This window comes from Dysgonomonas sp. HDW5B, from assembly GCF_011299335.1.
Taxonomy (GTDB): Bacteria; Bacteroidota; Bacteroidia; order Bacteroidales; family Dysgonomonadaceae; genus Dysgonomonas_A.
Window position 1 is genome coordinate 3,551,511 of sequence record NZ_CP049858.1, and the last position, 22,849, is coordinate 3,574,359.

General features: G+C 35.5%; 21 protein-coding genes, 1 tRNA gene and 2 pseudogenes. 12 read left to right on the forward strand and 12 right to left on the reverse strand.

What is annotated here, in order from left to right; genetic code table 11:
* Positions 1–10: 10 nt before the first annotated feature.
* The 3 genes from G7051_RS14660 to G7051_RS14665 are packed head-to-tail and all read left to right on the forward strand — an operon-like array spanning position 11 to position 5,480.
* Entirely contained in the window at positions 11–3,145 is a 3,135-nt protein-coding gene (locus G7051_RS14660; RefSeq protein ID WP_221412912.1) for an efflux RND transporter permease subunit, read from the forward strand.
* Positions 3,135–4,343, forward strand: a complete 1,209-nt coding sequence (locus G7051_RS18185; RefSeq protein WP_221412913.1) for a TolC family protein — start codon at positions 3,135–3,137, stop codon at positions 4,341–4,343. The genes G7051_RS14660 and G7051_RS18185 overlap by 11 nt, the downstream gene beginning before the upstream one ends.
* Positions 4,344–4,346: 3 nt before the next feature.
* Positions 4,347–5,480 carry an efflux RND transporter periplasmic adaptor subunit gene (locus G7051_RS14665; protein ID WP_166201412.1) on the forward strand — a complete coding sequence of 378 codons (1,134 nt, stop codon included), beginning with the start codon at positions 4,347–4,349 and terminating at the stop codon, positions 5,478–5,480.
* A gap of 69 nt (positions 5,481–5,549) precedes the next feature.
* On the opposite strand, the gene G7051_RS14670 is transcribed toward G7051_RS14665, so the two are convergent.
* A complete protein-coding gene (locus tag G7051_RS14670) occupies positions 5,550–6,224 on the reverse strand; it encodes a DUF1080 domain-containing protein (protein ID WP_221412914.1) in 675 nt (224 codons plus the stop codon).
* A 320-nt stretch (positions 6,225–6,544) separates the two neighbouring features.
* On the opposite strand from G7051_RS14670, the gene G7051_RS14675 reads away from it, so the two are divergent.
* Entirely contained in the window at positions 6,545–6,880 is a 336-nt protein-coding gene (locus G7051_RS14675) for a helix-turn-helix domain-containing protein (RefSeq protein ID WP_166201414.1), read from the forward strand.
* A gap of 201 nt (positions 6,881–7,081) precedes the next feature.
* On the opposite strand, the pseudogene ribB reads toward G7051_RS14675, so the two are convergent.
* The 5 genes and pseudogenes from ribB to G7051_RS14705 all read right to left on the reverse strand — a co-directional run.
* Positions 7,082–7,600: pseudogene (ribB, locus tag G7051_RS14680) on the reverse strand (3,4-dihydroxy-2-butanone-4-phosphate synthase); the annotation flags it as partial.
* A gap of 41 nt (positions 7,601–7,641) precedes the next feature.
* On the reverse strand, positions 7,642–7,914 hold the full coding sequence (locus G7051_RS18190) for a hypothetical protein (protein WP_221412915.1): 273 nt from the start codon (positions 7,912–7,914) through the stop codon (positions 7,642–7,644).
* Positions 7,915–7,917: 3 nt separating this feature from the next.
* On the reverse strand, positions 7,918–8,790 hold the full coding sequence (gene sucD / locus G7051_RS14690) for a succinate--CoA ligase subunit alpha (RefSeq protein ID WP_166201418.1): 873 nt from the start codon (positions 8,788–8,790) through the stop codon (positions 7,918–7,920).
* Positions 8,791–8,815: 25 nt separating this feature from the next.
* Positions 8,816–9,952, reverse strand: a complete 1,137-nt coding sequence (gene sucC, locus G7051_RS14695; protein WP_166201420.1) for an ADP-forming succinate--CoA ligase subunit beta — start codon at positions 9,950–9,952, stop codon at positions 8,816–8,818.
* 621 nt (positions 9,953–10,573) lie between these two features.
* Positions 10,574–11,452, reverse strand: a complete 879-nt coding sequence (locus tag G7051_RS14705; protein WP_166201422.1) for a HEPN domain-containing protein — start codon at positions 11,450–11,452, stop codon at positions 10,574–10,576.
* Between the two features lie 227 nt (positions 11,453–11,679).
* Between G7051_RS14705 and G7051_RS14710 the strand changes: the two genes are divergently transcribed.
* Positions 11,680–12,072 carry a hypothetical protein gene (locus G7051_RS14710; protein WP_166201424.1) on the forward strand — a complete coding sequence of 131 codons (393 nt, stop codon included), beginning with the start codon at positions 11,680–11,682 and terminating at the stop codon, positions 12,070–12,072.
* 452 nt (positions 12,073–12,524) lie between these two features.
* Here the strand turns inward: G7051_RS14710 and G7051_RS14715 are convergent.
* From G7051_RS14715 to G7051_RS14725, 3 genes are all read right to left on the reverse strand, one after another.
* A tRNA-Arg gene (locus G7051_RS14715) sits at positions 12,525–12,598 on the reverse strand.
* 514 nt (positions 12,599–13,112) lie between these two features.
* Positions 13,113–13,274: a hypothetical protein gene (locus G7051_RS14720; protein WP_166116614.1), complete on the reverse strand. Its 162-nt coding sequence runs from the start codon at positions 13,272–13,274 to the stop codon at positions 13,113–13,115.
* A 163-nt stretch (positions 13,275–13,437) separates the two neighbouring features.
* A complete protein-coding gene (locus G7051_RS14725) occupies positions 13,438–14,505 on the reverse strand; it encodes a hypothetical protein (protein ID WP_166116616.1) in 1,068 nt (355 codons plus the stop codon).
* A gap of 330 nt (positions 14,506–14,835) precedes the next feature.
* On the opposite strand from G7051_RS14725, the gene G7051_RS14730 reads away from it, so the two are divergent.
* Positions 14,836–15,057 carry a hypothetical protein gene (locus tag G7051_RS14730; protein ID WP_185154992.1) on the forward strand — a complete coding sequence of 74 codons (222 nt, stop codon included), beginning with the start codon at positions 14,836–14,838 and terminating at the stop codon, positions 15,055–15,057.
* A 17-nt stretch (positions 15,058–15,074) separates the two neighbouring features.
* Positions 15,075–15,173: pseudogene (locus tag G7051_RS14735) on the forward strand (DUF2149 domain-containing protein); the annotation flags it as partial.
* 11 nt (positions 15,174–15,184) lie between these two features.
* Here the strand turns inward: G7051_RS14735 and G7051_RS14740 are convergent.
* Positions 15,185–15,544, reverse strand: coding sequence for a helix-turn-helix domain-containing protein (locus G7051_RS14740; RefSeq protein WP_166201426.1), 360 nt, complete (start codon positions 15,542–15,544; stop codon positions 15,185–15,187).
* 255 nt (positions 15,545–15,799) lie between these two features.
* Between G7051_RS14740 and G7051_RS14745 the strand changes: the two genes are divergently transcribed.
* On the forward strand, positions 15,800–16,603 hold the full coding sequence (locus G7051_RS14745; protein WP_166201428.1) for a nuclear transport factor 2 family protein: 804 nt from the start codon (positions 15,800–15,802) through the stop codon (positions 16,601–16,603).
* Between the two features lie 99 nt (positions 16,604–16,702).
* Positions 16,703–17,773 (forward strand): thiamine pyrophosphate-binding protein, encoded by a 1,071-nt coding sequence (locus tag G7051_RS18465; protein WP_166201430.1) that lies wholly within the window; start codon positions 16,703–16,705, stop codon positions 17,771–17,773.
* An 8-nt stretch (positions 17,774–17,781) separates the two neighbouring features.
* Here the strand turns inward: G7051_RS18465 and G7051_RS14755 are convergent, their stop codons facing one another.
* Both G7051_RS14755 and G7051_RS14760 read right to left on the reverse strand, forming a co-directional pair.
* Positions 17,782–18,555, reverse strand: a complete 774-nt coding sequence (locus tag G7051_RS14755; protein ID WP_166201432.1) for a response regulator transcription factor — start codon at positions 18,553–18,555, stop codon at positions 17,782–17,784.
* A gap of 15 nt (positions 18,556–18,570) precedes the next feature.
* Positions 18,571–19,611, reverse strand: a complete 1,041-nt coding sequence (locus G7051_RS14760) for an FAD-dependent monooxygenase (RefSeq protein WP_166201434.1) — start codon at positions 19,609–19,611, stop codon at positions 18,571–18,573.
* 283 nt (positions 19,612–19,894) lie between these two features.
* Between G7051_RS14760 and G7051_RS14765 the strand changes: the two genes are divergently transcribed.
* The 3 genes from G7051_RS14765 (at position 19,895) to G7051_RS14775 (ending at position 22,819) form a co-directional block, all read left to right on the forward strand.
* The gene (locus G7051_RS14765) at positions 19,895–20,893 is read left to right on the forward strand and encodes a malate dehydrogenase (RefSeq protein WP_166201436.1); all 999 of its coding nucleotides are present in this window, start codon (positions 19,895–19,897) and stop codon (positions 20,891–20,893) included.
* 296 nt (positions 20,894–21,189) lie between these two features.
* Positions 21,190–21,780 carry an RNA polymerase sigma-70 factor gene (locus G7051_RS14770; RefSeq protein WP_166116629.1) on the forward strand — a complete coding sequence of 197 codons (591 nt, stop codon included), beginning with the start codon at positions 21,190–21,192 and terminating at the stop codon, positions 21,778–21,780.
* A gap of 52 nt (positions 21,781–21,832) precedes the next feature.
* Positions 21,833–22,819, forward strand: coding sequence for a FecR family protein (locus G7051_RS14775; protein ID WP_166201438.1), 987 nt, complete (start codon positions 21,833–21,835; stop codon positions 22,817–22,819).
* Positions 22,820–22,849 lie beyond the last annotated feature (30 nt).

Here is a 22,849-nt window from a genome sequence, read left to right on the forward strand (position 1 = left end):
AAACAGGTAGATGTTAGAAAAGATTATACGCTTCAGTCTGAATCGCAAACTTATAGTTCTGCTATTTACGCTTGTCATATTTTTTTATGGCATATATTCAGTCTTCAACATACCCATAGGTGCTGTACCCGATATAACAAACAATCAGGTGCAGGTTATAACTACGTCTACAAAATTATCGACCGAAGATATCGAGCAGTTTATCACCTATCCGATAGAAATGGAAATGGCGAACCTGCCCGGAGTAAAAGAAATCCGTTCAGTATCAAAATTCGGGTTATCGGTAGTTACTATTGTGTTCGATGAAGATATGGGAACCTATTTGCCTCGTCAGTTGATTGCCGAAAAAATAAAGACTGCTTCCGAGATTATTCCTGATGGTTTTGGTGCTCCCGAAATGGGACCTATCTCAACGGGATTGGGCGAGATTTATCAATATATACTGGACGTAAAACCCGAATACAAAGACCGCTACTCAGTAGCCGACCTCCGCACTATTCAGGATTGGATAGTAAAACGACAATTGTCGGGTATTCCCGGAGTTGTAGAGATAAATACATGGGGAGGCTATCTGAAGCAATATGAAGTAGCCATTAATCCATCGCAACTAAAAGCTATGGATATAACGACCGGTGAAATTATAACCGCATTAGAAAAAAATAACAGCGTAGCAGGTGGAGCATATATCGAAAAGGTCAACCAAAGCTATTTTATACGTGGAGAAGGGAAAATAAACTCCATATATGATATTGAGAATATAGTTGTTAAAAATAAAAACGGAGTCCCTGTACTGATTAAAGATATATCAACCGTTCGTTTTGGTAATGCTAATCGTTTTGGCGCTATTACAGGAAACGGAGAGGGCGAAAAAGTTCTGGGACAAATAATGATGCTCAAGGGAGCCGATTCGAAGAAAGTAATTGATGCTGTAAAAAAGCGAGTGGAGGAAATTCAGCCCTCGTTACCCGAAGGTGTCTATATTAATGCCTTTCTTGAGCGTAGCGAGCTGGTTGCGAAAACAACTTTTACGGTAGCCGAAAATCTTATCTTAGGATGTCTGATCGTAATATTTGTAGTTGTGTTACTGCTTGGAAATATGCGTTCGGGTTTAGTTGTAGCATCGGTTATACCACTGTGTTTGCTATTTGCTATTTCTCTGATGCGGATATTTGGAATAGATGCCAACCTGATGAGCTTAGGAGCTATCGACTTTGGTATTATCATAGACGGTGCAGTAATTATTGTCGAATTTATTTCGTTTCAGATAACCTCTAAAGCTAGTGTTCTTTCTCACTTATCTGTTCCGGAAAGACGAAGGGAAATAAACGAGATAACAGCAAGTAGTGCATCCAAGATGATGAACTCTGCTATTTTCGGGCAACTTATCATTCTTATTGTTTTTATACCTATCCTCTCACTTTCTGGAGTCGAAGGCAAAATGTTTCGCCCGATGGCATTAACTTTTAGTTTCGCCTTAATTGGAGCTATGATCCTCTGTTTGACTTATGTTCCCGTTATATCGTCGTTGATACTAAAACCTCAGGAGCAACGACGCAATTCTATTAGTGCCCGAATTATCAGTTTGCTTGTTAAACTATATTTACCTGTAATAACATTAGCACTTAAGCATACACGCAAAACATTGGCAGCTGCTGTTGGTTTGTTGATTATTGCATTATTTGTGTTTTCGAGAATGGGAGGAGAATTTATACCCCAATTAGATGAGGGTGATTTTGTAATTCAACCAGTCCTTAAAACAGGGACTTCGCTAACTAAAACAATCGAAACAACTACTCTGATCGAGAAAACAATTTTGGATAAGTTTCCCGAAGTGGATCAGATTGTGAGTCGTATTGGTGCGGCTGAAGTTCCCACCGATCCGATGTCGATGGAAGAAAGTGATATTATCGTGAAACTAAAACCTAAAAGCGAATGGGTTTCGGCAAGTTCCAAAGATGAATTAGCAGACTTGATCAAAAAAGAGCTGGAGATAATACCCAATATGGATATCGAATTTACTCAGCCTATTGAAATGCGATTCAACGAATTGATCTCCGGTTCACGTTCGGATGTTGCTGTGAAAATATTTGGAGAAGATTTAGCTGTATTAGCAGAAAAAGCAGAGCAGATAAAACATGCTATTGCACATGTTGAAGGGGCATCAGATATTATTGTGGAAAAAATAGACGGACTTCCTCAAATGGCTGTCTCTTATGACCGCAAGCGAATAGCACAATACGGATTAAATATCTCGGATGTAAATGATATAGTTGCCATGTCTTTTGCCGGACAAACTGTTGGTACGGTATTCGAAGGAGAGCGCCGTTTCGATTTGGTTGTAAGGATGTCGGAAGACTTGCGTAATGATATCGAAGACTTGAAAAACCTCTACGTTCCCCTTCCTACAGGCGGACAAGTACCTTTGCGCGAATTGGCTGAGGTCGATTATACTGAAGGTCCTGCAAAAATATCACGTGATGACACTAAGCGTCGTGTTGTGATCGGGATAAATGTTCGAAGTAGAGATATGGAAAGTGTAGTGAAAGATATTTCACAAATAATTGATACAAAGATTAACCTACCTTCGGGTTATTACGTTACCTATGGTGGTCAGTTCGAGAATTTGCAGAATGCTAAAAATCGTTTGATGATAGCTGTACCGGTAGCCTTGTGCCTTATTTTTATTCTACTGTATTTTGCGTTTGGTTCGCTCAGAGAAACCATGCTTGTTTTCACAGCCATTCCTTTATCAGCCGTAGGTGGTATTTTATTTCTATGGATGCGGGGTATGCCTTTCAGTATTTCGGCAGGAGTGGGTTTTATTGCGTTGTTTGGTATAGCTGTTTTAAATGGAATTGTACTGATAGAGCATTTGAAAGAGTTGAGCCATAAGGGTATGAATAGTATTGACGAATTGATATTGAAAGGGACTATTGATCGTCTGCGTCCCGTAACACTAACAGCGGCGGCGGCAGCCTTAGGATTTCTTCCTATGGCGATATCTTCTTCCGCAGGAGCTGAGGTGCAACGACCGTTGGCTACCGTTGTGATCGGGGGGCTTTTTACAGCTACCATGCTGACCATGATTGTATTACCCGTTCTTTTTAAAATGTTTGATAAAAATCTGAGAAATAATGAGAAATAGACATATTAGAATACTCGCTTTAACAAGCCTTATTCTGTTAGGTACTTCTGTATACAGCCAGAATGTGAATACCGAACTCAGCGATTTGATAGAGCAAGCTTTCAATAATAATAAAGGGTTGAAATCGTATCAACTACAAGTAGAGTCGGCCAAAGCTTATATGGGCACAGCTTATGATTTTAATAAGACTTCGGTGTACTACGGTTATGATGAAAATAATATTGCTCGCAATGATAAAGCTCTGCGTGTTTTTGGTATCGAACAAACTTTTTTGTTTCCGACCGTATATGGAGCACAACACACCGTTTATAAATCTCAATGGGAGCAAAAGAAAGCACTATATGAAATAGAAAAAAATAAACTGAGACTTGATATATCACAGCTATACGAAGACATTGTCTATTTGCGGAATAAAGAAAAACTTTATATGCATTTAGATACTTTATATGCTGAGTTTTCGAGGGCGGGTAATCGCCGATTCGAATTAGGTGAATCTAACTATCTTGAAAAAATAACGGCAACGGCAAAGTCAAAGCAGATACATACTACTTTAGTTCAGTTGATAAGCCGGAAAAGGGCAAGCTATGAGCAATTAAAGGCTTTGGTTCAAAGTGACGAAATTCCGCAGATAAACAAAGATGATCTTGAACTGCTCTATTTTGATGATGCGAGTATAGGCCGAGGCCTCCAAACGGAATATATGGAAAGGGTTAGCCGGACATATCAATCGCAAATGAAACTACAAAATCATAATTGGCTCCCCGATATTAATATAGAGCTTTTTACGGGAACCAATAGAGGTTTAGGATACTATCAGAATGGTTTCCAGATAGGCGTATCTATTCCCTTGTTTTTTTCGGGGAATATTGCGAAAAAGAAAACGGCAAAACTCGACCTGCTAAGTTGGGAAGATGAACGCAGCAATAAAGAAATAAAAATGGAGCGTTTCTATATGCAAAAGCAAGCAGAATTGGATCAGCATAAGGAAATGATAAGGTATTATAACGAGAACGGAAAAAATCTATCTCAGGAGATTCTTAAAACTGCCGAGATGAGTTATAAAAACGGCGAAATAGACTTCTTCCAGTATATTCAAAGTATGGAGAATGTAATTACTATAGAACTCGATTATCTCGAAAGTGTTTTGTCATATAACAAATCTTATTTAGAACTGTATTACTTTAATTTTAATGATTAGAAGATGAAAAAGTATAATTATATATTCTCAATTTTAGTAGGATTTGCCTTGATAGCATGCGGTGGAGAGAAAAAAGCCGGAGAAGAGACATCTATGGTTGAAGAAGATAACTCTGTTGTTGTGGTTACAAAGGATCAGTTCAAGACCATGAAAATGGAAATCTCACCATTAGTGGAAAAAGATTTCGATGTCGTGATCAAAGCTTCGGGTAAAATTGATGTTCCACCACAGAATAGAGCAAAAGTAACTTCTTTTGTCGGTGGTTTTGTAAAATCTTTATATCATATGGTCGGAGATAAAGTCTCTAAGGGACAACCCTTGCTAATATTAGAGAGCCCCGAATATTTGGATATCCAACAATCTTATCTTGAAATTTTCGGACAATTATCCTATCTTAAATCCGAGTATGAAAGACAAAGAACCCTTTTCAATGAGAAAATAGCTTCTCAAAAGAAATATATGGAAGCCGAAAGCGATTATAAAAAGGCTAAAGCTACCTATGAAAGTCTACGTCAAAAATTGCGTATGTTGAATATTAGTCCCGAACAGGTAGAACAAGGAAAGTTATCGTCGTCAGTTACTGTTTATGCTCCAATTACAGGAGATATTACGATAATAAATGCCAATATGGGGATGGCTGTATCTCCCAGCGATGTAATAATGGAAATAGTTGATACTAAATTTCTGCATTTGGAATTATCCGTTTTTGAGAAAAATGTATTCGATCTTAAAAATGGTCAAAAGGTAAAATTCATAATACCACAAATTTCGTCAGATGAATTTGAGGCAACGGTATCACTTATCGGCAAATCGGTTGAAGGTAATGACCGCATTGTTACCGTTTATGCAAGCTTGGATGAATCGACCAAACAAAAATTGCTGACGGGTATGTTTGTTGAAGCCCAGATTGTTGCAAGCTCTAAAAAGGTATTGAGTGTACCTGTAGATGCCTTGACAAGCGAAGAAAGCAACCAATTTTTGCTTGTTCTGGAATCTGAAAAAGATGGTAACTATACTTTCCGTAAGACTCTTGTTAAGACCGGTGATCGGAATGGAGAATGGATTGAAGTCATTCTTGATAATAATATTAAAGCCGACGCTCAGATATTGGTAAAAGGAGTGTATGATGTGATTTGATTATATATTGATAGGGTAGGAGAGTATGAAAAGTATCTCTAAATAAAATGTTTAGAGACACTTTCTTTTTTATTTCTTATATACTTTAATATCTCTAAAAAAGCCCTCTGTACCTACATCAACAAAGAGTCCGATAGCTCCCTGCCTGTTACCTCCTAACTTCAAATCGTTTACAATTAGTGATGGCTGTTCGTTGTTGTTGAGATATAATCTGGCTTTTTGATCTTGTACTTCTATTCTGATCTGAATCCATTCATTTAATCCCATATCTGCATAAGATTCATACATTTCGGGCGATTCTTCCCTCAATCGCTGATATTTATAATTGGGGTAAGCAAAGTATTGAATACTATGATTTCGTCGTACCTGATCGTCTGCTCTACCATTTGTAGGACGAATATATATACTCTCAAATTTCGAATTATCGTCGTTAATACGGAACGCTATGCCGATAAATCCCCGTGAGAAATCAGGAGCATCATGTAAAAGTCGGCTTAATAGCTTTACTTCTATCGTTCCATTCGAAAAATCTAAATTATTGATTCGTACAAATGTGGGTTCATCAAACTCTTTTATGGCCGAATCTTTAATGACTCTGACCACTTTTTCATCATCCAATGTCTCTAACGACATAAATGAATTTACTGCTTTAAGGTTCTTCTCTTTCAGGTCTATTGTTTGTGAACGTAACCCTGAAGCTAAGAGTATAAAACAGCATAAAACTAAAAAAACGCTTCTTTTCATTATGTTGATTTTTTCTGTGTTTTAAGTTTGCATAACTATTTATTGCTTTGCTAAGTGAAACAATGATAAATAGTTATGTCCTTAAAATGTATCATTAAATATTTCCTATTTCTATTTTCTATACTTTATTTCAAAATTAGTCTGATTACATAGTTTCTACAAGCGGGTTTGTTACGCACCAATAAGGTTAGTAATATTGATTATCAAAGTATTAATGATTGTACTTTTAACCAGATTTAACTATTTGGAAATAATAATCTTTTTTGAAGTTTCATTCTTTTGGAGAGTAATATATATTTGTAGAAAAATACTTTAAAACGATGAAAGAATTAGATTTAAAATATCCAACCTGTCCTATCCGAAATGTGCTTAGTCGATTTAGTGATAAATGGTCATTATTAGTTTTGTGCATATTGTTCCCTAATAAAACAATGCGTTATGGTGAGATAAAAAATGCTATTCCTGATATTTCACAGAAGATGTTAACTAATACATTGAAAAATCTGGAAGAATATAACCTGATAACAAGAGTCGCTTATGCCGAGATTCCTCCACGTGTAGAATATTCGGTTACAGAGGTGGGTAAAAGCTTTATGCCTGCAGTAGAGATAATGATTAATTGGGCACAGGAGAATTTTGAAGAAGTAAGCAAGTAAAAGATAATGCTAGAGATAATTCTCTAAAATAAAAACGACTGCGTATCTTTTTAGATAAGCAGTCGTTTATTTCTCTTAAAGTGATCTGGCTAGGGGCGGATATAAACCTTATAATTATATGAAAAGAAACTTCGGTGGAGGTACAGCATTAAAAAAGAAGGTGTTGTATAATCCAACTACTATTTGGCATAGTTAATTAGAGCTTGAATATTTATGCCGATATTCAATAATATCAGCAATAGTTACAATCTTCAAATTGTATTCTTTGGCAAGCTTTATTAATTCAGGCATTCGTGCCATACTTCCATCATTGTTCATAATTTCAATCAGAGCCCCAACTGGTTCCAGTCCTGCGAAACGCATCAAATCACCAACAGCTTCGGTATGGCCTTGGCGTTCCAAGACTCCGCCCTTTCGTGCTTTTAAAGGAAATATATGTCCCGGGCGTCCTAGATCCGACGGTTTAGTATCTGAATCTACTAAAGCTTTTATTGTAGCAGATCTTTCTATAGAGGACACCCCTGTAGAAAATCCCTCTCCAAGTAAATCCACAGAAACAGTAAAAAGTGTGCCAAGTAATGATGTATTATTCCTTTCCATCATGGGTAATTCTAATTTCACACATCTTTCTTCAGGAAGAGAAACGCATAAAATTCCTCTGCCTTTATGCAGCATGAAATTTACCGTTTCCGGCGTTATCATCTCGGCAGCAACAACAAAGTGTCTTGTCCTAAAATAGGTTTACAATAAAACGTGTAAACCTATTTTAGGACAAGACAACTCAACCACCCCTGTTCAACTCTGTCTCCCATCATAAAAATGAGTATCCCCAGGTATCCCCATGCCCGATTCTGCAACAGCAGCTTTAAGCTAAAGGGATTCTCATAGCAGAGGCTGCAATAGCTGCCGCATGGAAGATTTTGTCTACTTGCACCTGAGTATTCTCGTTGAGCCTTTTTTACTTTTTTTATAAGAGCATTCAATTGCTCAATAGTGGTAACAACCATAATTTTGAGTGTTTTACTTTGAGACAACTGTTATCTACTTAATTTTGATTTCAATAATGAAGGGATTTCCTCTGTTTCTTTAGCAACAGGTACACCTGCCGATTCGAGAGCCGATATTTTTTCGACAGCCGTTCCTGCACCGCTGGATATGATAGCTCCGGCATGTCCCATTTGTTTTCCTGACGGGGCTGCCTGCCCAGCTATAAATCCAACAACAGGTTTAGTTATATGTTTTTTTATATATTCGGCGGCCAGCTCCTCTGCATTTCCTCCTATTTCGCCAATCATCACGATTCCTTCGGTTTCGGGATCATCTTGAAACATCTGTAGCAATTCGCAGAAATAGAGTCCTACAATAGGGTCGCCTCCCATCCCCACGGCTGAAGATTGTCCCATGCCATTTGCAGTAAGCTGATAAACCACTTCGTAGGTAAGTGTACCGCTTCGGCTAATAACACCGATATTTCCTTTCTTGAATATTTGTGCGGGTAGTATTCCAACAAGACATTCATCGGGCGACATCAATCCGGGGCAATTGGGACCAATAAGCATAGATCCTTTCTGTTGAGAATAGCGATATGCTTTTATTGCATCGAGAGTTGGCATACCTTCAGATATACATACAATCAGCTTTATCCCTGCATCAGCCGCTTCCATAATGGCATCGGCAGCTAAACGGGCAGGAACAAATATAACGGATGTATTCGCTTCGGTTTCCTCTACAGCATCGTATACTGTATTAAAAACAGGAACTCCGAGTACACTGGTTCCTCCTTTACCGGGAGATGTTCCCCCCACAACATTTGTTCCGTAGTTTATCATTTTTTGAGTGTGGAAACTCCCATCACGTCCTGTTATTCCTTGTACGATTAGTCGCGTCGATTTATTTATAAGTATGCTCATAGCGTTTGATTTTTTAGTTTTGAATTTACTGTTTACTAATTTCGACGGCCATACGAGTTGCTTCGCTCATCGTTTGAGCAATCTTAAACTTTGAGCCTTGTAATAAATTACGCCCTTCCAACTCGTTTGTACCTGTCAGACGCACAACAATAGGGATTTTTGTTTCTATCTTTTCAAATGCTTTAAGTAAACCGTTAGCCACATCGTCACATCGGGTTATACCTCCGAATATATTGATAAGAACTACTTTAACATTTGAATCTTTTAAAAGTAAATTCAAGGCATCGATCACTTTTTGAGGATTAGAACTACCTCCTATGTCGAGAAAATTGGCAGGGTTTCCACCATAAAGTTTTATGAGATCCATTGTAGCCATTGCTAATCCGGCACCGTTTACCATACAACCGATTTCGCCGTCTAAATGCACAAAACTAAATCCTTTCTCTTTGGCATAGAGCTCTGTCTTTTCCTCTTCAGTGGGGTCATACAAATTATTTATTTCGGGTTGGCGATATAAAGCATTATCATCAAAAACCATTTTTGCATCCACAGCTATCAATTCATTTTCTTCAGTAACAACCAGTGGATTGATCTCTGCCAGAGAAGCATCTTTTTCAATAAATAAACGGTATAGATGTTGAATGATGTTAACCATTTGGTTAACTAGTAGGATATCGCTAAAAAAGAGAAACGCAAATTTACGAGCCAAATAGTCGGGCACGCCAATAAATGGATCTATGACGAATTGATGTATTTTTTCGGGAGTATTTTGGGCTACATCTTCGATATCTATTCCTCCTTCGGCACACATAATCAGTTTTACTGATTTTGTATTCCGGTCTATGACAAAACTCACATAATATTCGGATTTTATATTGACAGCCGGATTTATGATAAGTTTCTCAACATGAAAATCTTTGATCGTCAGATTAAGTATTTTTTGTGAATATTCAAAAACTTCGTGTTCATCTTTTGCCAGTTTAATTCCTCCGGCTTTTCCTCTTCCCCCTGTCATCACCTGTGCTTTTACAACCACTAGGGGTGCATTTAATACTCTGTATGCCTCAACTGCATCTTGTGCTGTTTGACATAGTATAAAGTGCTGGATCGGAATCCCATAATCCGTGAATAACTGCTTCGCTTGATATTCGTGTGTTTTCATCTTTAATCATTTTATTTAATAACTAGCTTAGGCTTTATGTATCTAAATTTACAACTATATAATATTATAACTAAATATGTATAGTAAATGTTTAAGGCAATCGTTCCCGCAACCGTTCCCTTTTTGTGCAACCGTTCCCAATATATTCTTTTCAGACAAACGAAGAATCTGATTATATCTATGATTTTTGTAAAGAGGGGAGGAGATTCTGCTATTTTCTTTAAAACGTAGAAACAAAAAGTGATCGGATTTTTCTTCCGATCACTTGTGGCAGTGACGCTCATTTTCGAGCGTTAAAATTTTAGAAATTCCCTAAATAATCTTCTTTTTGAATAGCACAGCCTATACATACGGCATACATCGAAGCATTATCGGTAAATTTTTTCGGAAACACACCGGTTTCCCAAGGCTTGGAAGGTTTACGGTGAAACTCTTTAGAGCTTGACCTTGATTTTTTATTTTTGTCACTATTATTTTGTAGAGCAGATGGAAAAAGAATTTACCTCACTAACTGAGGTAAAGCTACACCGTAAATTATGAAAAAAATGAAGAGAATATAAGTAATTGCAACTATAAAATATTTTAAGTGTCTAATGTTCTTTTGATTCATAATCATTTAATTCACCCCATCTCTCCATACTCCCTAATCTTCGCCTCACAGATACGCTTGGTAATATCTCGAAGCAATTCTACTTTCGGAATAAGAGCATCAATGTCCTCTTTAGTAACTATAAATTTCGGATTATATCTCGCCTCTATATAAGCATCCTTTACCAGATTGAAAAGCCGCTTCTCTTCCACCGAATTATTAGGGAAAACATGAGCCAAGTCAGGCGAATGACCTTTAACAGAGGCAGCCAGTTTAGTCAGGTTATGTTGTTTATTACTTCTCAGCGTAAAAGCTAGACGGATAGCATAGTAATAGTTTTCACAGGCTTGATGTAAATAAAATGATGCTTGTACATATTCTTTTTTATCTCTATTATGTATAGCATCGTCTAAAAATAAATTAGCTTTTTTAAGTTTTTGCTCAAAGTATTCTTGAGCTTGATTTTGTATCTCATCAAACTTTAGCTTCCGTCTTCGGGCTAATTTAAATTTACCGCTATCGTAAAGGATAACTCCTTCCTGTTTGATCTGCGTGTGAAAATACCTGCCTTCTTCGAGAGCTTTATTTATCGTTTTAATATCGTCATTGATGAAATTGACAGGGGTCTGATAATCGGGTTCTTTATAATATAGTGCATCAATGTTGTCTAATATGATTCCTGCTTTATTGTCCGATATCTTGCTTGTGATTACATAGATGTCATAATCAGATCGAAAAGAAGTAGGAATACCAAATTCTACTCTTTCGTCATAGTCCACATATTCGTTTCTGGCATAGCTACCAAATAAGATAATCATTTCGGCTTCTGGAAGCCGTTTATTAATCTCCATAACAAGGCGTATTAAGTCTTCTTGTTTTGATTTAGGCAGATAGGCTATGGACTTTTTCATCGGAATTATTTAGATACTGTAAAATTAAGTTTACCAAAGATAAGGAAAAAGAAAAATACTTTATTACATAAAATTGTATATTTGTTAGCTGGATATTTCGTGCTGCTATTTTTATGGGTCTGATACCTTTGCAGTTTCATAAGCCAAGCTTACAGTCGTAAATATATCTGTTTTTTTTAGATTAATAATCAGTCTGATTTACCATCAGGCTATAAACAGACGTATGTATGACAATAAAACAAACAAGCTCAATCGAATATTGTGCAATACTCATAAATTGTTCTTCTCTGGTATTAAGGCTATCCCATGACGAAATCAAAGAAAGCTACTCCGATAATCCCATGTATGTGGTTGAATACATTGAAAATGAAGTCAAAGAGAACATAATAGACCTTCTCTTCGAAGACCAGAAAGCAACCTTATCATGCACTTTTGACGAGAACAATAGCTGCAATGCTTCCCATATATTCTTTGATGACTTAGACGAGTTAAGTAACTATATTTCTTATCTCAATAAAACTTATGCTTATGACTATATTCGAAGCTATTGGACATTACCCAATTCATTCATATCTATAGAAAAGACGAAAGACGATATTTACTTTGTGTCTTTCTACTAAAAATGGGGTTTTCTACTAATATTCAGGCAAGATTTTAGGATCTTGCCTGAATATTTTGATGAGATTGTGCCTTAATGTACGTTTACGGTTATCCTCGCCACGATCGATACAAGTCCGTTACTGTTCGGGCGATTTTTTCTGAGGTAGAAAAGTGTTCTAAAAGTTGCCTTCATAATGTTTACCTTTTTTTTTGTGAAAATACTCGATACTTTCATAGATATGTAGACGGAATAAGAGGTAATGATCTATAAATAAAGGACTTATTTGATAAATAGTTGCCATCTTTTTACCGATATATTGGTAACGATTTGGTCACGAATTTTTGTAGGAATTTGATATTATACTGTCTTAGAGGTGTCTTTACAGAAAAGAAAAAACCTCTATAAATCATTAATTTATAGAGGTTTGTCTTGTTTTGGCTTTGAACTGTCTTTTAGTTCTGTTCCCTTAAGTGATCCGACCAGGATTCGAACCTGGGACCCTCAGCTTAGAAGGCTGATGCTCTATCCAGCTGAGCTACCGGACCTCACCTTTTGGCTTAGCGAGTGCAAAGATAGATATTTTTCTTAAAAAAGAAAATATTATAAGGAAAAGTTTTATAAAGTTTATAAATAAAGGCTTTTCTTCATATTTATATCGATTTATAAGCGAATGCCGCTTTAATAATCTTTTGACGTTTATTTTGAAGTTATTGATTTTTATAAAAAAAGTAAGATTGTCATCCCGACAACCTTACTCTATTATTAACCTTAAATCTAATACTATGAAAAACACATATTATTAACATTTACCTATGTAAAAAAGTTCAATGAATAAATTTTATCTACAAATATTAGTTTGTTTTTTATGAAAGTATTGATCTGTCAAAAAAAAGAATTGGTTGTCATCCCGACAACCAATCTCCATTAACCTTAAATCTAATACTATGAAAAACACATATTATAAACAATTGACTCTATGATAAAGTTTTATGAATTGTTTCTATGCATGTATAAATGCATTTGATAACTAAATCTACGAGTCGAAAAGTATCTTAAAAATTATCCTCTTTCCTGAGTGTTTCCATCAGGATTTATTCTATTTACAGCAGCTTTGACTTCTTTGTTGCTAATGGGCTGCGGAGTTTGATTACTTTTATCTCTGCGGGCTTCTTCGTAGCCTTTAAAATCTATAGAAGATTTTATTATATCATTTTGTTTCATAACTTGATAGATTTATGTTTATATACAGATAACATATTATGTATGTATTATGTTTTAATGACACTGTATAATTTATAAGCTATCAGCTTTGTCTATATGAAAATAAGGGTTTTAGATCATACTCAAACCCTTATTTTTGTATTCGGATTAGTTGGTATAAACGTTAATATCGCAATGTGAGTGCCAGCCCCTTGAACTTTTCGAGCCCACCATCAGATATAAATACAGTATCACCTCCAAAAGTTGAATTTATTTCTATTATTTCGTCAATAATATCATCAATAACACCTTCTTGTGAAGCCTTATCTACATCTACTAGAGTGATTTTATCATCTATCACTTTAGCCGGCTGGTAATAACCGTTCTGAACAAATAAGGTTTTACCCCTTCCTTGTTCTATGGCATTCCATATATCATTTATATCTACTAAAAATTTACCGCTATTCAAAGCCTCTTTAAGTTCAACTAACCGCTCTTCGTTGTTCTTGTGAGCATACTCTTCTACAATGTACCAATTTGCATCAATAATATGTTGTGGCGATTTATCAAAACTATCGTTATGAGTTCCAATAATAATATCGTTATGTTCCGAAACTAACTTAAAGTATGCAGTGTTTTTTTCGTCAGCCGATATAACTATTGGTAACGGATTTTCTCTCCATATTGCCCATAATGCCTTATCAACTCTACTGAAAAACTCTTTCTGATAATTTCCTACTCTGGTAGCATTAGATCCGGCAGTTGCATTGGTTGTGAATAAGCTATAGTTTATTATCGGAAAAGGCCTTCCCAACTCTTCTATAACCCTGCCGTTTGCAGCTTCTATTAATCTGGCACGGTCTTGTCCCAGCACTAAAGTATAGTAAGCTTGCTGAGTATGTAAAGCTCTTACCAGATCTCTTGTGGCAAAAGATGTATCGACAATAACTCTATTGTTTACAGCGATAGGCAAACGTGTATATTTAGCAATATCTTCGTTAACAAACAGAGCTAAACTTTCGGTGTTGAACCGATGGTCAATCTGGTTAACCAATTTATCCAGCTTGTCAATAATTACTTTTGCAGATCGCTTGTCGAGTTCTTCAGAAATTCGATCTTCAGCCTCTTTTTGTAAATTTTTTAATAGTATAGCATCCTTTTCATTGTCAGGATGCGTATTATGAGTATTTAAAATTATACTTACCGAAAGTTTGCCGTTTAGATCTTTGATCTCTTTTAAAATATTATTCATAATGATTCTTGTTTTATAGTTTTGTTTGTAATCTTGTTTCTGGTTGTTGTTATTGTATAAGTATTTTAGTTAAACATTTTTAGCGTAAATAAGTTTTAGCAAACGAAAATTCATTTATAATATTCTTCTACAATCAAAGAGCTGATGATAAAAAGATGCTCTTCGCATCGAATGCAATGACATAAATAGCTGTAAGTAATTAATACCAATCTAAAATCTCATCATATTTAGGTATTGTGTACTTTCAGTCTGTTAATTCCCTATATCATTCTTCTGTTATGTCAATTTGCCCGTTCATTATTACTGATTAGCAGTTTCTACAATCAGTTTATGACTAAACGAAAGGTTGATAAAGAAATGGACGATAAGATCAAGAATCTATCATTTTCAAATATCGAAGACTTAAAAGCTGCGTTACCCGAGAAAGGCAATTCGTTATATATAAAATATCTACGTGTGTTGATAACACCTCCCAGTGAAGCTTATTCGGATTATTTGATTTCGAGTTTTGAGAATGAAGCAGAAAAAGATATTCACATTCGAAACTATTAGCTAAGATGTGACCTGAATACACACCTTCGGAAGAACAGAGTTCAGGCTCTAAAGGTAAAAAAGTGGGCATTGCCTACGAGTTGGAAAATGGAGAGATTATTTATGTTCCCGAATAAAAGGGGAATACTTACTTTTCGTTTTTAGTTGCACATGCACTGTTAATCAACTCCAGATGGTCGGTAGACCACTCAATAAGATTTTTAATTAAAGGCAAGAGGCTTTTGCCCATGTCGGTCAACTGATACTCCACTCGGGGAGGTATTTCAAGAAATGCCTCCCGGGAGATCAGACCACACTCTTCAAGCGTCCGTAAAGTTGAAGCAAGCATTTTCTGAGAAATATCTTCAATATCTCTCCCCAGATCGTTGAAACGCATAGGCTTTTCTTCTTCGCCTAAGGTTTGTAAAACAAGTATTGACCATTTATCTCCAAAGCGATCCATCACTGTTCTTAGAGGACAACCTTCTATGACTATTCTTTTTTTCATTTTTCTTTTATTCTAACCCATACATACTCAGCTTTACTAACCTTTTGGTTAGCGGCTTACAGTGTTGTAAGTTGTTGTTTTACAATATGTAAGTGACTATATTTGATAATCCAAAAGTATGGATTTTAAATCAAAGAATAAATGAAAAGGTTTATAATTATTTTTTTATTGACAATAAACTGTTGCCTAATACAGGGAGTTTATAGTCAGAATACAAACAAGAGTTTAAACAATCAACCACTTAAAACAAAAGATATGGAATCTATAAATAAGTCTACGGAAGAAACCCGAACAATAGTTGAGGATTTTTATAACAAAACAGCTCTTGGAGATGTAAAGGGAATTGTCGGATTAATGTCGGACGATGTAGAATGGGAGATTCCCGGAAATGAAGATCTTGCATCTTGGGTAGGACGTAAAAAAGGAAAAATCGGTGTAAATGAGTTTTATACTTTACTAAATGAGAATACTAAAAATTTAATATTCAGAGTTGATAAGTTATTTATAGATGGAGAGCAGGCTGTTGCAATAGGATATGTATCGACTATAATGTTGAAAACGAATAAGGTATTTAATAGCTATTTTATAGCACATTTCACAGTTTGGGATAAACAGATAACTAAATATTTTTTTGCTGAGGATAGTTTTCGATTAACCAAAGCATTGGCTGTAGAAGATAAAGAGTATAAATTAGATATTAGTGAAAATGTAGATATAGTCAGAAAGTATTTTAGAGAAGTGAGTGCCCGAAATATGGATGAAGTAAATACACTTTTCTCTCCAGATATAGAAGTTTATTTTCCTCAATTGGGAGTTTTAAAAGGAATAGATAATTTGCTTCAATTGAATAAGAATTTAGCAGAATCTATAGATAAAATAGAATACGACTTCAATAATTTTGTTTATACAATTTCTGATAACAGAATTATTGTGGAAGGTATAGAGAGTGGAACATTTACCAATAATGAAACTTTTAGGAACAAACGATTTTGTAGTGTGTTCGAAATCAAAAATGGCTTGATTTATCGAATGTATGTATACTCAAATCTGGATACATAAAAGTTCTTGTAATTTTTAATTTCATATACAATAGTTATTTATTACTATTGCTCATCTTGTTGAATATGAATTCATTTGTATGAATAAATCATACTATAAATGAATACAATGCAGGCAGGTTCAGAGATATTAATTAGGTCACTTCTTCATCACCATGTAAATACTATTTTCGGGTATCCCGGTAGTTGTGTGATGTCTATATTAGATTGTCTGTATGATTACAAAGGTCACTTAGATCATATTCTGGTTAGGCATGAGCAGGGAGCCATTCATGCGGCACAAGGTTATGCACAAGCTTCAAAAAGGGTAGGGGTTGCTATGGTTACTTCGGGTCCGGCAGCCACAAATATCGTAACAGGATTGGCTGATGCTATGGCTGATAGTACTCCTCTGGTCGTAATTACAGGGCAGGTATATTCTCATCTCTTAGGTTCGGATGCTTTTCAAGAAGTGGATGTTATTGGTATTACAAATTCTACAACTAAATGGGTGTGTCAGATTCGTTCGGCTAACGAAATAGCTTCGGCTGTGGCACATGCTTTTTATATTGCATCTTCGGGACGTTCGGGTCCTGTTGTTTTGGATATAACTAAAGATGCTCAGGTAGATAAGGCGGTTTATTCTGATCAGAAAGTCAATTATATTCGGAGTTATAGCCCGAATCTGTATATAGAACCTTGGGTAAATGTAGACGCTTTGTTTTCATCTCAAAAAGACAAAAACAAGGTTGATCATATTATAGATATATTGCAAAATATAGAAGAAGACTTGATTCTGGTTTTAGATATTGAGCATCAAGTAGAATTAGTATCTAGTCAGCAAAAAGTAATCAAATCAACGAATTTTAAAACTAAAGGCTTCGGACTTCCTGCTGCAATCGGGGCAAAATATGCTTCTCCAAATCAAACCGTATGTTTGGTAGTTGGGGTTGAGGAATTTCAGGCAACTATACAGGAGTTAGGAATAATCATACAAGCAAGTATTGATATAAAGATTTTCTTAGTGAATAATTGTGAGCAAACTCCATTTGAGGTGTTGCATCCCGACTTTTTACAAATAGCTCATGCTTATAATATTGAGGCAAAGACAGTTTTTGATTCAGGAAATTTATTGGAAGAGATTCACAAGGTCGTAAACACAAAAGAAACTTATCTTTTGGAAATAAAGTAAAGACATTGTTAATCTAACAGACCTGCATGTTTTGCATAATTGATGGCTTCGATTGAATTATCTACTTTCATCTTACGAAGGATATTCTGACGATGAATATTCGCTGTATTCACGCTGATGGATAATTTATAGGCAATCTCCTTGCTTAATAATCCTTGATGAATTAATTGTAAAACTTCTTTTTCTCGCGGACTTAATTTAACAGGTATTTCATCAGATGAACTTAAGTCGATACGTTCGCCGTTTTTCAGATTAATGAAAAAGTTTTTTAAATCAGATCTATTACTCTGATCTGGTAAAATAGTTATCGATCCGAGCATCAACCATAGATTACCTGCTTTATCAGTTTCCAAAGCTTGACGTTCCCATAATACACGAATATATTGTCCTTGAATATTTTGTACCCGAAGTTCTAAAATATGTTTGTAATTGATCTGTTCTTCTTTGGGCTGCGTTAGAATAAATTTTCCAACTTTAAGCTGTATCTTCTTATATTGAATGAAATCGTCAGGATGAATTTTGGAATCTAATAAGTTATCATTCAGTAGGTTTTTCGAATCTTCTTTAGTCGGTGTATAACCAAAGAAACTTTTGAAATTATCGGAGGTAAACAGATATTCGAATTTGTGCAGGTCAACAATAAAGAAACAGCAATTGTTAAGTAACGACAAGCGGTTTAAATCGGCTTTGTGCTGTTCGGCAATAGAGTAATCTAAATCCTTTTCATTTAGCTTATGTTCTGCATATATTTCTTTGAGTATGTCTTTTACCTCTTGATTCATAAAATATACTGTGTTTTAGTCGGCAGGGCTTATCATTGCTTCATTCACCTTATTATTTATTCGCCTTAGCAACGATGGCTTTTTGCACATATATACAAAGAGTCTCATTACCGGTGGGAAATAAAAGAGGTGAGCCATTTTCTTTCTCTTTCTAATTATATCTATAACACCTTTATTCGAGGTCTCGAAATCTTTCTTTTCAATAATAGACGAGGCTGCATTTTGTCCGCTTTTGACAGCAAAATAAATACCTTCACCGGTCATAGAATCTGCGAATCCACCCGCATCACCGATTAATAAAATGTTTTTATGGAAACTATATTCAATCTTATCGAACATGGGAATATATGCCCCTTTGGTTTTACTTTCGTCCGTAAGGTTATACTCTTTGAGCGATTGGTGGAAGCGTTCTGTGGTGGTTAGTGCATCGCCATAGCCAACTGCATATCCGTTGAGATTTGGAAAAAGATAAAAATAGCCGTCTTTAAATTTCTTATCAAAATAGACTCTCATATCTCTTATCGACATATCTGATACATTCTTTTCGAGGCAAAGCGTACCTTTTTTGAAGTTCGGCTGCAGGTATTTCCTTACAAGACTGTTTGTTCCGTCGGCACCTATCAGGTTGTCACAAATCAAAATTCTTCCTGATAAGAGGGTTAGGAATATCTTATTGTCCTTTTCTTCGATTTTAGAAAGAGTGTCGGTAATAACTTGTCCGCCGATCGCTTTATATTGTTCTAAAAGGATATGATCAAAATCTTTTCGAGCTACAGTGCGTAATTCTGTATTTAATGAAAAGCTGCATACGTATTTACTATTAGAATACATGTCTATTTTATTGACACTGCAATAGTCGTATTTTATACCTGTAAATATTTTATCAATCAATATATGAGCTTTGGGTGTTAAGCCTCCACCACAAAGTTTTTCGCGAGGAAATTCTTTTCGGTCTATAATCAGACAATCCTCATGATGTTTAACCAATTGATAACCGCATGTAACCCCGGCAGGTCCTCCACCTATTATAATTGTTTTTATATGAGTCTTTTCCATTCGTCTTGTTATTGATATACAGATTATTTGCAAAAATGCAAAAATAGTATAAAATTGCGATATACTATCCGGTTCTGTCTCTGCAATATAAACAAGTTAGTGTATCTTCCTATTATAACTAAAAGTAATTGGCTATAATATTTTTAGAGTATGATATCCCAATAATATTTGATAGCTTTGAGAGTAGTTAATAAGGTCGCATACCGAATCTAAGTTTTAACTTTAATGATAGTCTATTTACGATGGTTATGGATGCGTAATACGAATTATAAAAATCACACTTATGAAAACTCTTACAAACGAAAAACTTACAATTATCGGAGCTGCGGGAATGATTGGCTCTAATATGGCGCAAACAGCCATAATGATGGGGCTTACTTCTGAAATCTGCTTATACGATCCATATCCGACAGGTCTTGAGGGAGTTGCCGAAGAGCTGCTTCAATGTGGCTTCGATGGTATCAACCTGACGTATACATCAGATATAAAAGAGGCTTTAACCAACAGTTCTTATATAATATCTTCGGGAGGTGCTGCCCGTAAACAAGGTATGACGCGTGAAGATTTACTGAAAGGGAATGCCGAAATTGCCATTGCTTTTGGTAAAGATATTAAAGCTTATTGCCCTGAAGTAAAACATGTGGTGGTGATATTTAATCCTGCCGATATTACAGGTCTTTTAACCTTACTATATTCGGGATTGAAACCCAATCAAGTAAGTACACTAGCTGCATTGGATAGTACCCGTTTGAGAAATGAATTGGCTAAACATTTCGCGATTAGTCCCGATAAAATAAAGAATTGCCGTACCTATGGAGGACATGGCGAAGAAATGGCTGTCTTTGCTTCTACTGCCACTATAGATGGAAAACCGTTGAATAGTTTGATTGGAGGTACTGATTTAAGTAATCAAGAATGGGCAGATTTGAAAATAAGAGTAATTCAAGGAGGAAAGCATATTATGGATTTACGTGGCAGGTCATCTTTTCAAAGTCCTGCCTATTTGTCGGTTGAAATGATCCGTGCCGCTATGGGAGGCGAATCATTTAAATGGCCTGCGGGAGTGTATGTTTCTAACCATAAATACAATCATATTATGATGGCCATGGAGACTACAATAGATAAAAACGGAATTGTGTATGAAGAAATAGAAGGTACTCCGGCTGAATTTGCAGATCTTAATAAAAGTTATAAGCATCTTTGTGAATTACGTGATGAGTTGATCGCTTCAAACGTTATACCTCCTATCAGCGAATGGAAAACTATAAATAACCATCTGTGATTAGTAAATGGTTATAATATAATATCTTATGCGTGCTTTTTTTACGCAGATATAAAAGGTGGTTACAATTAAAGTAACTGCCTTTTTGTTTGTGTTGTTTCGATATCATAATGACACATTAAGTAATAATTACACATTTAGATAGTTCGTAATATTTACGGAAAAGGAACAGTTATTACATAATTAAACAAAAATAAACGATTGTTTCGAACAAATTCTCTACATTAGCACCTTCACTATATGATAAAAAAAGTTTAAGGATTTTTTGATAGTAATTTTTTAGATGAGGTATATTAATGGAGGTCAATAATACATATAATGCATTATTTGAAGAAATTCGGAATGATAATACTGAAGCATACCGTAATTTGTATAGCCAGTTTTATGCTCCATTGTGTATGTTTGCTCAACGCTATATTCAAGATGTGAGAGTTGCAGAAGACTGTGTACAAGAGGTTTTCTTGAAAATATGGAAAGACCGTCAAAAAATAATAATTTCTAGTTCTGTTCGCTCTTATTTGCTAACATCGGTTCGGAATATGTGCTTGAACCTGATTGAGAAACAAAAGCTTGAACTCACCTATGAACAATATATCTTGACAAATTATGACGAATATGATGCGGACGATTTATATTCGGTTCAGGAATTGACTGTATTAATAGAAAAGGCAATAGATAAACTTCCCGAAAAATATCAAACCGTTTTTCGTATGAGCCGGTTCGAAAATCTCAAAAATAAAGAGATTGCTGAAAAATTAAATATATCAATAAAAACAGTTGAAGCCTATATGACTAAGTCGTTGATGATGATTAGTGTAGAGCTAGGGAAGTATTATCCCGTATTGTTAATTATTTATTTTCTCGAAAAGATATCAAATAATCCATAGGGTATGACCCGACTTCTTTGTCTATTATATAGAAAGCCTTTTTAATGATAGTATGGACAAGGATAGACTAGAAGACCTGATTAATAAATTTTTCCTCAAACGATTGTCGGATGAAGAAAAAGTGGAATTTGAAGATTTACTAAAATCGTCGGATGAAGCTAGGAAAATATTCCGTCAATGGAGTTTTATAAACAGAGGTTTGCAGACTATCGAGTTTAATAAGACATGTACTCCTCCTGAATTTAATATCAGTTTAAAACAGAAAGCAAAGCGCAGAACTTTGTGGATGCAATATATTAGAAATGCAGCCGCTGTTCTTACGATTCCTTTATTAATAAGTTTATTATACCTGTTGGTAGGAAAAGACGGTTTGACAAAACCAACTTCCTACGAATTAAGCTATACGAATACCAACAGTAAAGCTATCCTTATAACTCTGCCCGATAGCTCAAAAGTATATCTGTATGCCAAGTCTACTTTAAAATATCCAAGTTTATTTACGGATCACGAACGTCACGTGAAATTGACCGGTGAGGCTACATTCGAAGTTGTATCCGACCCTGAGAATCCTTTTTATGTAGAAACATTGGATGGAGTGAAGATTAAGGCTTATGGTACAAAGTTCAATGTATACGGGTATGACGATGACGACATTGTGCAAGTATATCTCGAAAGGGGTAAGGTGAATTTTAGTTCACCCTATCTCAGTGAACCCACCAAAATGAGAGCAGCAACAAAGCTTGAGTTTAGCAGAAAAAACAAAAGCGTAAAGGTTTCGCCTGCCGATGCTTCGGAATATGAAGCTTATGAGAAAGGAGTCTTATTGTTTCGAAGTGCATCATTGGAACGGATAGCCAAGAAACTGTCGAGAGTATATGATATCGACATAGATATTCAAGATAATGAAATACGGTATTATCCTATAACGGGAGTATTCGAAGATAAGTCTGTTGATCAGATAATGGATCTGTTACAGATGAGTTCACCCGGTTTGAAGTGGAAAAGAGAGGAAGACAAAATAGTATTGTATAAAAAATAATTCTCTGAAATTTAAAAAGCCTATCAAACT